General features: G+C 71.1%; 11 protein-coding genes. 2 read left to right on the top strand and 9 right to left on the bottom strand.

Features of this window, described 5'->3' with window-relative positions; genetic code table 11:
* Nucleotides 1-8: 8 nt before the first annotated feature.
* Together QCN29_RS27290 and QCN29_RS27285 are read right to left on the bottom strand one after the other, a co-directional pair.
* Nucleotides 9-542, bottom strand: coding sequence for an alkyl hydroperoxide reductase (locus tag QCN29_RS27290; RefSeq protein ID WP_240139317.1), 534 nt, complete (start codon nucleotides 540-542; stop codon nucleotides 9-11).
* Nucleotides 543-544: 2 nt separating this feature from the next.
* Entirely contained in the window at nucleotides 545-1099 is a 555-nt protein-coding gene (locus QCN29_RS27285; protein WP_240139316.1) for a peroxiredoxin, read from the bottom strand.
* Between the two features lie 135 nt (nucleotides 1100-1234).
* Between QCN29_RS27285 and QCN29_RS27280 the strand changes: the two genes are divergently transcribed.
* Nucleotides 1235-2224, top strand: a complete 990-nt coding sequence (locus tag QCN29_RS27280; RefSeq protein WP_398860060.1) for a LysR substrate-binding domain-containing protein — start codon at nucleotides 1235-1237, stop codon at nucleotides 2222-2224.
* Here QCN29_RS27280 and QCN29_RS27275 read toward each other — a convergent pair.
* From QCN29_RS27275 to QCN29_RS27255, 5 genes are all read right to left on the bottom strand, one after another.
* Nucleotides 2169-4469 (bottom strand): ABC transporter permease, encoded by a 2301-nt coding sequence (locus QCN29_RS27275; RefSeq protein WP_279931486.1) that lies wholly within the window; start codon nucleotides 4467-4469, stop codon nucleotides 2169-2171. The genes QCN29_RS27280 and QCN29_RS27275 overlap by 56 nt on opposite strands.
* Before the next feature lie 23 nt (nucleotides 4470-4492).
* Nucleotides 4493-5185, bottom strand: coding sequence for an ABC transporter ATP-binding protein (locus QCN29_RS27270; RefSeq protein WP_279931466.1), 693 nt, complete (start codon nucleotides 5183-5185; stop codon nucleotides 4493-4495).
* Nucleotides 5182-5706 carry a PadR family transcriptional regulator gene (locus QCN29_RS27265; RefSeq protein ID WP_279931464.1) on the bottom strand — a complete coding sequence of 175 codons (525 nt, stop codon included), beginning with the start codon at nucleotides 5704-5706 and terminating at the stop codon, nucleotides 5182-5184. The genes QCN29_RS27270 and QCN29_RS27265 overlap by 4 nt, the downstream gene beginning before the upstream one ends.
* A 515-nt stretch (nucleotides 5707-6221) precedes the next feature.
* Complete coding sequence (locus QCN29_RS27260; protein ID WP_279931463.1) at nucleotides 6222-6434, bottom strand: hypothetical protein; 213 nt, start codon at nucleotides 6432-6434, stop codon at nucleotides 6222-6224.
* Nucleotides 6431-7324 (bottom strand): SPFH domain-containing protein, encoded by an 894-nt coding sequence (locus tag QCN29_RS27255; protein ID WP_279931484.1) that lies wholly within the window; start codon nucleotides 7322-7324, stop codon nucleotides 6431-6433. The genes QCN29_RS27260 and QCN29_RS27255 overlap by 4 nt, the downstream gene beginning before the upstream one ends.
* A 315-nt stretch (nucleotides 7325-7639) precedes the next feature.
* Between QCN29_RS27255 and QCN29_RS27250 the strand changes: the two genes are divergently transcribed.
* Entirely contained in the window at nucleotides 7640-9913 is a 2274-nt protein-coding gene (locus tag QCN29_RS27250) for a transglycosylase domain-containing protein (protein WP_279931462.1), read from the top strand.
* A gap of 269 nt (nucleotides 9914-10182) precedes the next feature.
* Here the strand turns inward: QCN29_RS27250 and QCN29_RS27245 are convergent, their stop codons facing one another.
* Nucleotides 10183-11646, bottom strand: coding sequence for a catalase (locus QCN29_RS27245; RefSeq protein WP_279931461.1), 1464 nt, complete (start codon nucleotides 11644-11646; stop codon nucleotides 10183-10185).
* Between the two features lie 147 nt (nucleotides 11647-11793).
* On the bottom strand, nucleotides 11794-13653 hold the full coding sequence (locus QCN29_RS27240) for a SpoIIE family protein phosphatase (RefSeq protein WP_279931460.1): 1860 nt from the start codon (nucleotides 13651-13653) through the stop codon (nucleotides 11794-11796).
* Nucleotides 13654-13660: the final 7 nt, after the last annotated feature.

The following is a 13660-nucleotide window of genomic DNA, read 5'->3' as shown; positions in this document are numbered from 1 at the left end:
CGCGGGTGTCACTCGGCCAGCGTCGCCTCGGCGTCCAGCGTCGTGCCGACCGCCTGGATCACCGCGGCGATCTTCACGGCCTCCTGGATCGTCTCGCGGTCCACGCCCGCCTTGCGCAGCACCTGCTCGTGCGAGTCCAGGCACTGGCCGCAGCCGTTGATCGCGGAGACGGCGAGCGACCACAGCTCGAAGTCGACCTTCTCCACGCCCGGGTTGCCGATGACGTTCATCCGCAGACCGGCGCGCAGGTTCGCGTACTCCGGGTCGGAGAGCAGATGGCGCGTCCGGTAGAAGACGTTGTTCATCGCCATGACCGCGGCGGCGGACTTGGCGGCGGTGTACGCCTCCGGCTTCAGGTTGGCCTTGGCCTCCGGCTCCAGCTCCCGCAGCACCTTCGGCGAGCGCGAGGCGATCGCGCAGGCCAGGACCGTGCCCCAGAGCTGCTGCTGCGGCAGCTCGCTGTTGCCGATCACCGAGCCGAGGTTCAGCTTCAGGTCCTTGGCGAAGTCCGGTATGGCGGCCTTCAGCTCATCGAGGGCCATGCTCACTCACCGGCCAGGAGCTTGACCGCGTCGAGGGTGTCCTCGCCCTTGCTCCAGTTGCAGGGGCACAGCTCGTCGGTCTGCAGGGCGTCGAGGACCCGCAGGACCTCCTTGGGGTTACGGCCGACGGAGCCCGCGGTCACCATGGTGAACTGGATCTCGTTGTTCGGGTCGACGATGAAGACGGCGCGCTGCGCGAAGCCGTCCTCGCCCTCGATGCCCAGGTCGCGCATCAGCTCGTGCTTGGAGTCGGCCATCATCGGGAAGGGCAGGTCACGCAGGTCGGCGTGGTCCTTGCGCCAGGCGTGGTGGACGAACTCGGAGTCGCCGGAGAAGCCGAGGATCTGGGCGTCGCGGTCGGCGAACTCGTCGTTCAGCTTGCCGAAGGCGGCGATCTCGGTCGGGCAGACGAAGGTGAAGTCCTTGGGCCATGCGAAGACGACCTTCCACTTGCCCTCGTAGGACTTGTGGGTGATCTGCTCGAACTCCTTGCCGCTCTCCAGCGAGACGCAGGCGGTCAGCTCGAACGTGGGGAACTGGTCACCGACAGTGAGCACGCGCTCTCCTTGCATACAGGAAGATTCCTTTTGGGGTCTTCCAGTGGGGTTGGACGGATCTTGATGGTGGCACAGAGTGCATTGATCGCGGAAATAGCTAGACTCGGTCATGGCGATCGGAGGTGCTTATCAGTGGTGGTGACAAACAGGGGCAAGCAGCCGAGCCTCGCACAGCTGCGCGCCTTCGCGGCGGTGGCGGAGCATCTGCACTTCCGGGACGCGGCCGCCGCGATCGGGATGAGCCAGCCCGCGCTGTCCGGGGCCGTGTCGGCGCTGGAGGAGGCGCTGGGCGTCCAGCTGCTGGAGCGTACGACGCGCAAGGTGCTGCTGTCCCCTGCGGGGGAGCGGCTCGCGGTGCGGGCCAAGGCCGTCCTCGACGCCGTCGGCGATCTGCTGGAGGAGGCCGAGGCCGTACGAGCCCCGTTCACCGGGGTCCTGCGGCTCGGAGTGATCCCCACCGTTGCCCCGTATCTGCTGCCCACGGTGCTGCGGCTCGTCCACGAGGCCTATCCGGAGCTGGACATCCAGGTCCACGAGGAGCAGACGGCGTCCCTGCTGGACGGCCTTGCGGGCGGACGGCTCGATCTGCTGCTGCTGGCCGTGCCGCTCGGTGTGCCGACCGTCACCGAACTTCCCCTCTTCGAAGAGGACTTCGTGCTGGTCACCGGGCAGGACCACTGGCTGGGCGGGCGCGCCGACATCCCGCGCGACGCCCTCAAGGAGCTGGACCTGCTGCTGCTCGACGAAGGCCACTGCCTGCGCGACCAGGCCCTCGACGTGTGCCGGGAGGCGGGCCGCACCGAAGGGGCGGCCGTCACCACCACGGCCGCCGGGCTGTCCACGCTGGTGCAGCTCGTCGCGGGCGGGCTCGGGGTGACGCTGCTGCCGCGCACCGCCGTCGAAGTGGAGACCGCCCGGTCCGGCCGGCTGCAGACGGGGTACTTCGCAGAGCCCGCCCCCGCACGGCGCATCGCCCTGGCGTGCCGCGCGGGAGCGGCACGCCAGGGCGAGTTCGAGGCGTTCGCCAGGGCGCTGCGGGAGGCGATGAGGGCCCTCCCGGTGCGCGTCCTCACTCCGTACGAAGCCCCTCCGGCCGCATCAGACGCAGCAGCGGCGGCAGACTGAGCGCCGTCACCGCCAGCACGACGGCGATGCCGATCCCGGCCATGGAGGCGACGGACACCCAGTCGATCACCACCGGGGCGTACGCCATCCGCAGCAGCATCGCGCCCAGGGCCAGCCCGACGGCGGTGGACAGGGCGAGGCCCAGCGCCACCGGAACCGCCGTCTGCCACAGCACCGACAGGCTGAGCGTGGAGCGCCGGGTGCCGAACGCCACCAGCGCGGACAGCAGCTTCTTGCGCTCGCGCAACTGCTCCAGCTGGGAGACCAGCAGACTCGCGCCGATCAGCAGCAGGACGCAGGCGGCCCCGACGTACAGGCCGGTGCGGATCGAGGCGAAGCGCTCCGACTCCTTCGTCGCCTGAAGCCCCAAGGGGCTCAGCAGCGGGTCCGCTTGGCGCACCGCCGTGCGGACGTGCTCCAGCGCGTCCGGCACCGAGCCGTCGAGCCGCACATAGAGGGTGGCGAGCTGCTCGTCGCCCAGGCCCTGCGGGGCGGCGGACGGGGTGACGGCGATGCCGTTGCGCTTGGTGCCGTCGGGGTCCTCACGGCTGACGGCCTCCTTCGCGGAGGCGGGCAACGTCCAGGCGACCGGCGGGGGTCCGTCCTCGGTGCCGTACACATTGCCCGAGTACAGCGTCCGGCCGGGCTTGGCGACCGCTTCGGTGTTCGTGTCGTCGAAGCCGCCGCGCAGGATGAAGGCGTCGCCGTCGGCGCAGGAGTCCAGCTGCGCCACCTGGCGCAGTGCCGCGCAGCTGCCGATGGTCAGGGAAGTCGTCTCCTCCAGGCTGTCGGGGGCGGGGGACAGGCCGGTGGTGGTGAGCTGGATGACCTCTGCCACCCCCTTGGCCTCGCGGATCCGCCGGTTGAGGGCGGCCACCTCCTCCGGCGAGCCGGTGCCGGTGTTGGCCCTCACGGACAGCGCCGCCCGTGAAGGGTCCTGGCCGGTCTGCTTGGTGTAGTCGCCCTCGACCCCGGCGAACAGCATCTGCAAGGCGATGGCCCCGGCGACCGCGACCGCGATGCCGTTCACCAGGCGGGCCGCCGTGCCGCTGCTGAGCTGGAGTCTGCGGACCGCGAGCTGCCAGGAGACCGGGCCGCCGCCCAGCCGCGCGACGGCCCGCTCGACCAGCCAGGGCAGCAGCCCGGTGACGCCGACCAGCAGCAGCACCACGCCCGCGCTGACCTGCCACTGGTTGAACTCGCCGCCGTCGTTGCCGCGGCCCGTCATGGGGTAGAGCAGGGCCAGTCCGGCGAGCGGCGGCAGCAGCCGCCACCAGACCCTGCGGCGGGCGGACTTGGCGGTGCGTACGACGCCGAGCGGTTCGATCACCACGCCGCGCAGGGTGAACAGGGTCACCGCGACCGCGGCGGCCGGCACGGCGAGGGCGACCAGCGCGGCGAGGGCGGGTGAGGGGTTGAGGTCGGCGGGGAAGACGCTGATGCGGAACAGGTCCACCGCGCCGGCCGCCTGGCGTGCCACCAGGAAGAAGCCCGTGCCGAGGACGAGCCCGACCAGCGAGCCGGCGAGCGCCTCGCCCGCGGCGATCCTGCGGGTCATCCGGCTGTCCGCGCCGACCAGGCGCAGCGCGGCGAGCCTGCGGTCGCGACGCTCGCCGCCGAAGCGGACGGCGGCGGCGATGAAGACCGCGACGGGCGTCAGCAGGGCTGTGAAGACCAACACGATCAGCAGTGCCAGCACCGGGTCCAGGGGCTCCGGCTCCGCCGAGTTGTCGAAGCCGGTGACCCGCGGGACCTTGCCCCCGATCTGCTTGAGCGTGTCGCTGCCCGCGTAGTAGGCGAGTTCGGCCGGGCCGATCAGCCCCTCGTCTCCGATGACCGCGGTCTGCCGGTACGGCAGCCGCTCACGCAGCAGTTCGCTCTCCGAGGAGGCCAGCAGTTCCTTCAGCGCAGGCGACACGGCCATCTCCCCGGGGCCGGGGAAGGCGGTGAGGCCGGGCGGGACGGGGGCGTCCGGGCCCTCCGGCTTGAGCAGCCTGCCGTGGACGTCGGCGCCGTGGAAGCGGGTGTCCGCCTCACCGATCAGCAGGGTGTCGCGGCCCGGCTGCGCGGCCTGGGGCGCGGTGTGCTCGCTGCGGGCGTCGGCGCGGGCGTCCCGGGCGGCGAGGGCGCTGGGGATGGCCGTGGTGACCAGCAACAGCGCCACGCCGAGACCGACGCCGACACCGGTGAGCAGGGTGCGCGTCCAGCCCTCACGGCCGCCGCCGAACGCGAACCTGACACCCATGCGCAGGTCCTGGATCCAGGCGTTCACGCGGGAAGCTCCTGCATCATGTCGCGGGACTTTCCGTCGCGTACGACGATCTCCCGGTCCGAGTAGGCGGCGACCCGCGCCTCGTGGGTGACCAGCACCACGGCGGCGTTGGCCGACCTGGCGGCCTCGGTGAAGAGTTGCATCACACGCTCGCCGTTGAGGGAGTCCAGCGCGCCGGTCGGCTCGTCGGCGAACAGCACACGGGGGCGGGTGACCAGGGAGCGGGCCACGGCGACCCGCTGGCCCTGGCCGCCGGAGACCTCGCCGGGGCGCTTGGCCCGCAGACCGTCGACCTCCAGGCGCTCCATCCAGCCCAGGGCGGCCCGCTCGGCCTCCCTGCGCTTGACGCCCGCCAGGCGGAGCGGGAGGGCGACGTTCTCCACGCAGGTCAGCTCGGGCACCAGCTGGCCGAACTGGAAGACGAAGCCGAAGTCCGTACGGCGCAGGGCGCTGCGCTCCGCGTCGCTCATGGCCGACAGGACGCGGCCGTCGTAGGTGATCGTGCCCGTGTCGGGCGTCACGATCCCGGCCAGACAGTGCAGCAGAGTCGACTTGCCCGAACCGGACGGGCCCATGACGGCGACGACCTCGCCGGGGTGTATGGAGAAGTCCGCCCCGTCCAGGGCGGTCGTCGGGCCGTACGCCTTGCACAGCCCGGATGCGATGAGAAGGGAGCCGGCGGGGGTCATGCGCGCACCTCGCCGGCCAACTGGGTGAGCCGTGCGCCGGTCAGCTCCAGCCAGCGCAGATCCGCCTCCAGGTGGAACAGCGCGTGGTCGCAGATGAGCTGGTCGGCGAGGTCGCCGCGGCGCTTGCGGTCGGTGAGGACGCGCATCAGGCGCAGATGCTCCGCGCGCTGCGAGTCCAGGAGGTCGGCCGCGCTGCGGCCGGTGAGCAGTGCGAGCACGACCTTGGTGTACAGCGTGGACTGGAGATACGGCTCCGGCTTCTCCGGCTGCGTCAGCCACCGCTCGACGTCGGTGACCCCGGCGTCGGTGATGGCGTACCGCTTCCGCTCCGGTCCGCCGCCGGTCTCTACCCCGTCGACCTCGACGAGGCCGTTCTTGAGCAGCCGGGACATCGTCGAGTAGACCTGCCCGTAGTGCAGCGGCCGGTCGTGGCCGAATTTCTCGTCGAAGGCCCGCTTGAGGTCGTAGCCGTGGCGGGGGCCGGACTCGAGGAGCCCGAGCAGTGTGTGACCAATGGACATACGAGCCACTGTACATGGTGTGTATACATGAGGTGTATACGTGCGGTGCATAGCAGCGCGGCGCGGTGCGCGGTGCGATGCCGGCGGCCGGGTCCGGGGTCCGCGCGGCCCGGTGGCCGGGTGCGCCCCGCCTGGCGGCGGGCCGCCGTTCCCCTTCCGCGGCCACCCGTACAACTCGGCGGCCGGGGGCGGGTTCTCCCGTGGCCGGTCGCCTGCCGTCGGCGGCTCCTCCGTGTGTACGGCCGGGTGTCACGGCAGACCGGCCGCCTGCTGGGTCGGGGACGGTTCTGCGGCGGGTTCCGGCTTGGTTCCGGGGCGGCCGAGGCTGCTTGGTGGGGCCGGGGACGGCCCTGCGACCGGTCACGGCCTCGTGCCGCGGCGCGAAGCCGCCGTGTGGGGCGTGCGGGGCGAAGTCCCCCACCAGCACAAACGACCGGACCCGCGCCTTCGGCGCGGGTCCGGAAAAGGGGGCGGCGCGAGCTCCGGTCCGGGGGCGGCGGGGGCGACGGCCCCCGTCATTCAGGGGGCCGCGGCTTGGGCGGGCGGCCGCGCCTCGGCAGCGGGCCCGCCGCATCCGGCAGACGGCCCGCCTCCGCCAGCGCCCTCCGCAGGAGGAACTCGATCTGCGCGTTCGCGCTGCGCAGCTCGTCCGACGCCCATCGCGCCAGCGCCTCGTGCACCGCCGGATCCAGCCGCAACAGCACCTGTTTCCGCTCGGCGCCGCTCACTGGTACAGCGTGCCCGTGTTCAGCACGGGCTGCGCGGACCGGTCCCCGCACAGCACCACCATCAGGTTCGACACCATCGCGGCCTTGCGCTCCGGGTCAAGCTCCACGATGTCCTCCTCCTGGATGCGGGCCAGCGCCTGCTCGACCATGCCGACCGCGCCGTCCACGATCTGCCGCCGCGCGGCGACCACCGCGCCCGCCTGCTGGCGCTGGAGCATCGCGGACGCGATCTCCGGTGCGTACGCGAGGTGTGTGAAGCGGGACTCGATGATGTGCACGCCGGCCGCCTCGACCCGCGCGTGCAGTTCCAGTGCGAGCTTCTCGGTGATCTCCTCGGCGTTGCCGCGCAGTGACAGGCCGTCCTCGTCATGGGCGTCGTAGGGGTACTCGATGGCGATGTGCCGGACCGCCGCCTCGGTCTGAGTGGAGACGAACTCCAGGAAGTCGTCCACCTCGAACATCGCCTGTGCGGTGTCCTCGACCTTCCATACGACCACCGCGGCCAGCTCGATCGGGTTTCCGTACGCGTCGTTGACCTTCAGCACCGCGGTCTCGTGGTTCCGCACCCGGGTTGAGATCTTCTCCCGTGTGGTGAGCGGGTTGACCCAGCGCAGGCCGTCCGTGCGGATCGTGCCCCGGTAGCGGCCGAAGAGCTGCACCACCCGCGCCTCGCCGGGCGCGACCATGTTCAGCCCGCTCATCGCGAGCAGCGCGGCGATGGCGATCACCACACCGCCGCAGATCAGGGCGGTTTTGACGCCGGCCGGGTCCGCGGTCGCACCCAGGGCGATCAGGCCCGCGGCCGCCAGCACTCCCACGAGTCCGAGCAGCAGCGCGAGACCGCCGCCGATGCTGCGTGCCGGGAACTCGCTCACCCGCGGCCGGGGCATCTCCGGTCCCTCACCCCTGACTTCCGCGCCTATGGCCCTGTCGGCCGTGTCGCCGGTGACAGCAGTCATGGTCACTCCCCGTGTCGGTGCTTCTGGTCCCATTTAGCGTTGTGAGATCTAACTGCTAGCAGATTAATCCATCTCGCAACCCTGCGCACCTCCCGGGAGTCGGATCTGTTGGGGGGCGCCTCAGTGGGGTGCTGAACCTCACGCACGGAAAAGACGGATCGATGAGCCTTTGTCCCAGGAAGCAGTGTTAGCTTGCCTAGCTGATTCCCGACAGAACGGCACAACAGAGAGCGGAGCGAACCACCGATGGGCCGAGCCGAAGCGCGACCAGCCGCCCGGAAGCGCTCGCCGCGCCGGGCCACGAAAGCCGAGCCCACCGGCATACGGCGCTTCTTCACCTGGCGGAAGGTGCTGGGCGCGTTCTTCACCCTGGCCCTGCTCGGGATGGGCGCGCTGTATGTGATCTACCTGCTGGTGCCGGTTCCGGAGGCGAACGCCCAGGCGGAGCTGCAGAGCAACACGTACAAATACGCCGACGGCACCGTCCTCGCCCGCGACGGCGAGGTCAACCGGGAGATCGTCGGTCTTGAGAAGGTGCCCAAGGACGTCCAGAACGCCTTCGTCGCCGCCGAGAACAAGACCTTCTGGAAGGACTCGGGAGTCGACTTCAAGGGCACGGCCCGCGGAGTGCTCAACACCCTCACCGGCAAGGGCAAGCAGGGCGGCTCCACCATCACCCAGCAGTACGTCAAGAACTACTACCTGAACCAGGACCAGACGGTCAGCCGCAAGCTCAAGGAACTGGTGATCTCGCTCAAGGTCGACCAGCGCAAGGAGAAGAGCGACATCCTGGCCGGGTATCTGAACACCAGTTACTTCGGCCGCAACGCCTACGGCATCCAGGCCGCGGCCCAGGCCTACTACGGGGTCGACGTCTCCGAGCTGAACGTCGAGCAGGGCGCGTACCTCGCCTCACTGCTCCAGGCCCCGAGCCAGTACGACTGGGCCGTCGCCGGCGAGACCGGCAAGAAGCTGGTCACCGAGCGCTGGAACTACACGCTGAACAACATGGTCGAGGAGGGCTGGCTCGACCAGTCCAAGCGAGCCGGGATGAAGTTCCCCACGCCCAAGGAGCCCAAGCCCGCCCCCGGCATGGAGGGCCAGACCGGCTATATCGTCGAGGCCGCCAACCGCGAACTGCGCGAGCAGGGCGTGAGCGACCAGGAGCTCAGGGCGGGCGGCTGGTCCATCACGCTGAACATCGACCCCAAGCGGCAGAAGGCGCTGGAGCAGGCGGTCGGCGACCAGTTGGAGAGCGAGCTGGACCGCAAGGGCAACAAGACCGACGCGACCGTGCAGGCCGGCGCCACCTCCGTCGACCCGAAGACCGGGAAGGTCGTCGCCCTGTACGGGGGCGTGGACGCCACCAAGCACTGGGTCTCCAACGCCACCCGCCAGGACTACACCCCGGCGTCCACCTTCAAGCCCCTGGTCTTCGCCGCGGCCCTGGAGCACGGCTCCAAGACGCAGGACGGCCGCCCGATCGGCCCCAAGACCATCTACGACGGCACCAGCAAGCGCCCGGTCGTCGGCAGCGACACCCCGTACGCGCCGCAGAACCAGGACGGCAGGAGCTACGGCCCGGTCACCGTGCAGAAGGCCACGGACAGCTCGATCAACTCCGCCTATGCGCAGATGGCCGTGGACGTCGGCCTCGACAAGGTGAAGGAGACGGCGCTCAAGCTCGGCGTCCCGGACAAGAACTACCCGGTGAGGCCGTCGACGGCGCTCGGCAGCATGAACGCCTCCACCTGGGACATGGCCGGGGTGTACGCCACCCTCGACAACCACGGCAAGAAGGTCACCCCGGCGATCGTCGCCTCCGCGGAGCGCAAGGACCGCACCGTCGAGTTCGACGATCCGATCGGCCGCCAGGTGATCAGCCGGGAGTCCGCGGACACCGTCACCTCCGTGCTCAAGGGCGTGGTGGACAACGGCTCCGGCTTCAACGCCAGGTCGAGCGCGTACCAGGCGGCCGGCAAGACCGGAACCTCGGAGAACAACAACGCCGCCTGGTTCGCGGGCTACACCCCGGAGCTGACGACCGTCGTCGCGCTGTTCGGCGAGAAGCCGACCGAGGGCGGCGGCCAGGTGACGCTCACCGGCACCGCCAACTCCGGGCGCGCAAGCGGCAGCGGCTTCCCCGCCAAGATCTGGGCCGACTACACGCGCAGCGCGCTGGGCGGAGACTCGAACGAGAAGTTCGATCTTGAACTCGCCGACATCGCGACCGCACTTCCGTCCCCGACCTGGACGCAGGAGGAGTCGCAGGAACCCGAGCCGGATGCCACGCCCAGCCGGACCGAGGAGGAGACGCAGGAGCCGGAGCCGGACCCGGATCCCAAGCCGACGCACACGCAGACCACCGAGCCGGGCCCGGACCCCTCGCCCACGGACACCGAGACGCAGAAGCCGGACCCGCGGCCGACGGGGCCCACCGAGCCGGCGCCGACGGAGTCCGGGACGGGCGATCCGGACGACGGCACCCTCCCCGACGGAGAGCGGCCCAGCAGGCCGTGACCGCCGCGGGATGTCACGGCGCGGGCGTGACTGCCGCGGGATGTCACGGCGGGGGCGTGACTGCCGCGGGATGTCACCGGCGGGGGCGTGACCCCCGCAGGCCGTGCCTGGCAGGCTGTCACCGGGCGGGCCGCGACCGCCGCAGACCGTGAGCCGTATGCGGTGAAGCCGCAGGCTGTCACCGCCGCCGGCCGTGATTCCATGCGTGTGCCCGCCGCCCTGTTCCCGGGCGGCGGGCACACGCGCGTGCATTGCGCGCCCCGGCGGCCTCAGCTGCCGTTGACCTCCTTGGCGATCCGGTCGCCGATCTCCTTGTCGATATTGCGCCAGTACTGCAGCGCACGGTCCAGCACCGGCCGGGAGACGCCCGCCTTCAGATGCCCGCTGACGTTCGACACCAGCCGGTCGCGGGCGGCGTCGTCCAGCACCTGGCGGACCATCGTGCCCGGCTGGCCCCAGTCGTCGTCCTCGCGGTGCGGCTTGTACGCCTCGCGCACCATCTCGCCCGCGGCGGCCCAGCCCGCCGGGTCGCCGAAGGCCGCTGTGTCCGCGTCCGGCCCGCCGTAGGAATTGGGCGCGTACGGCCGTGCGGCGTTGGCCGGCTCATAGCGCATCGGGCCGTCCTTGGCGTACGAGTTGATCTGCGAGCGCGCCCGGTTCGGCGGCAGCTGGGCGTAGTTCGGGCCGATCCGGTACCGGTGGGTGTCCGGGTACGAGAAGAGCCGGCCGAGCAGCATCTTGTCCGGTGACGGGCCGATGCCCGGCACCAGGTTCGAGGGCTCGAAGGCCGCCTGCTCGATATGGATGAAGTAGTCCTCCGGGTTCTTGTCGAGCGTCATCCGCCCGACCTCGATCAGCGGGTAGTCGCCGTGCGGCCACACCTTGGTCAGGTCGAACGGGTTGAAGCGGTAGTCCGGGGCGTCCTCGAACGCCATGACCTGCACATACATCGTCCAGCTCGGTGCGTTGCCGGACTCGATCGCCTGGTGCAGATCGCGGCGGTGGACGTCCGCGTCGCTCCCGGCCAGCTCATCGGCCTCGGCCTGGGTGAGGAAGCCGATGCCCTGGTCGGTCTTGATGTGGTACTTCACCCAGAACCTCTCGCCGCCGCCGTTGACCCACATATAGGTATGGGAGCTGTAGCCGTTCATATGGCGATAGGTCTTGGGGATGCCGCGGTCGCCCATCAGCCAGGTCACCATGTGCGCCGACTCCGGGGACAGCGTCCAGAAGTCCCACTGCATGTCGTTGTCGCGCAGCCCGCTGTCCGGGCGGCGCTTCTGCGAGCGGATGAAGTCCTGGAACTTGCTGGGGTCGCGGACGAAGAAGATGGGGGTGTTGTTGCCCACCAGGTCGTAGTTGCCGTGTTCGGTGTAGAACTTCAGCGCGAAGCCGCGCGGGTCGCGCCAGGTGTCGGGGGAGCCCTGCTCGCCGGCGACCGTCGAGAAGCGTGCCAGCATCTCGGTGCGTTTGCCGGGCTGGAGCAGATCCGCCTTGGTGAACTGACTGACGTCGTTCGTCACTTGGAAGACTCCGTATGCGCCCGCACCCTTGGCGTGCACCACCCGCTCCGGCACCCGTTCCCGGTTGAACTGGGCCATCTTCTCGATCAGATAGTGGTCCTGGAGCAGGATCGGGCCGTCGGAGCCGATGGTGAGCGAGTGCTCATCGCTCTCCACGGGGATGCCGGCGTTGTTCGTCGTGTACGGAGTCGTGGGGGCTGACTCGGTCACGAGCGTCCTCCCGTCGGTTGAGGGGCTTGGGGTGAGGCCTCCCGCGCCCCCCAGTGAACTCCTCAGACCTGACGGCGGCAACATTTGGACGGGGTCCAGTTCTGGCCCCCGTCCGCCGCTGGCCGACTCCTTTCGCGCCCCGCCCTTCTACCCGCGCGAAGTAAGTTCGAACCAGACGACCTTGCCGGTCGAAAGCCGGGTGGCTCCCCACCGTCTGGCCAGCCGGTTCACCAGGAACAGCCCCCGGCCGCCCTCGTCCGTGTCCCGCGCCCGGCGCTGCCGGGGCAGCTGCGGGGAGTCGTCGCCGACCTCGCAGCGCAGCACATCCGTACGCAGCAGCCGCAGCGTCACCGGCCGTGACGCATAGCGCACGGCGTTGGTGACCACCTCGCTGACCAGCAGCTCCACCGACTCCGACAGATCTTCCAGACCCCATCGGGCGAGCGCCCGGCGGGCCAGCCGGCGAGCCCGGCTCGGCGCCGCGTCCTCCGGCTCCAGAAACCAGTACGCCACATCACTCGGCGCGATCCCGTCGAAGCGGGCGGCCAGCAGCGCGATGTCGTCGTCCCGGTCGCCCGGCCCGAGCATGTCCAGCACGTCGTCGCAGAGCGCCTCCAGCGGCGGCGAGTGGTCCGGGCCGGTGAGCTGGGCGGTCGCCGCAAGCCGCTCCCGCAGCTGCTCGATGCCCGTCCACACGTCCCGCAGCCGCGACTCGACCAGGCCGTCCGTGTAGAGCAGGAGGGTCGCACCCGCCGGGGCGTCCAGCTCCACGGCCTCGAAGTCCACCCCGCCCACGCCGATCGGCGCGCCCGGCGGCACCCGCAGCACCTCGGCCCGCCCGCCCAGATGCAGCAGCACCGGCGGCGGATGCCCGGCATTGGCGATGGTGATGCGGTGCGAGACCGGGTCGTACACCGCGTACATACAGGTCGCCATCCGGTCCGTGCCCAGCCGCTGGGCCTGCTCGTCCAGGTGGTGGAGCACCTCCTGCGGCGGCAGGTCGAGCTGGGCGAGGGTCTGCGCGGTGGTGCGCAGCTGGCCCATGATCGCGGCGGAGGTCATGGAGTGGCCCATCACATCGCCCACGACCAGCGCTACCCGGCTGCCGGGCAGCGGGATCGCGTCGTACCAGTCCCCGCCGACCCGCGCGGTCTCGGCGGCCGGCAGATAGCGGGAGGCCAGCCGTACGCCCGTGGGCTGCGGCAGCCCCTCGGGGAGCATGGTGCGCTGCAGCTCGTCCGCGATGTACGCCTCGCGTCCGTACAGCACGGCCTTGTCGATGCCGAGAGCCGTGTGCGTGGCGAGCTGCGCGGCGACCAGCAGATCGTTGGGTTCAAAGGCCGGCCGGTCGGGCCTGCGCAGAAAGACGGCGGCGCCGATGACACGACGGCGGCCGCGCAGCGGGGCGAGTATGGCCCGGTGGCCGCCGGGCACGCTCCGGCCGTCGCCGAGGAGCTCCGGCAGCGCGGCGCGCGCCGCCGCGGAGTCGCCGAAGACCGGCCGCACCCCGCGCAGCACCTCCGAGAGGGCCCCGCCGGAGCGGACCTGGCACAGTTCGGCCGTCGGATTCAGGTCAATCTGGGGATCGGCGGAGGCCGCCGCCCCGGCGACGGTGAGATCGCCGTCCTCCTCCGCTAAACGCAGCCGGTCAGTGCGGCGCAGCCGCAGCACGAACGGCGACACCGGCCGTTCGTCGCCGACCGGCAGCGGGTCGCGGAGATAGACGAGGATCGCGTCGGAGAACGTCGGCACCGTGGCCCGGCACAGCCCCAGCACGATCTCGTCCAGATCGATCCCGCGCGCGATGCGGCGGGTCGCGGCTCCCACGAAACGCAGCCGGTCACCCTCGCGCCGCGCGGCCGTGGCCAGGTCCTGCGACGGCCCGGCGGGTCCGCCCGGCGCAGGCACGGCGGCGTGTCCGGCCGCCTGCGACCGGGGCCGGGCGCGTTCGTGCGGGCGGGCAGCCAGGGGCTGCCGGCCTTCGTGGGACGTGGGCTGCTCCGTCACGCGTGGG

It is taken from the genome of Streptomyces chengmaiensis, assembly GCF_029846775.1.
Classification (GTDB): domain Bacteria; phylum Actinomycetota; class Actinomycetes; order Streptomycetales; family Streptomycetaceae; genus Streptomyces; species Streptomyces chengmaiensis.
Note: the sequence above shows the minus strand (reverse complement) of the source record. Positions and strands in the feature narration are given on the sequence as shown.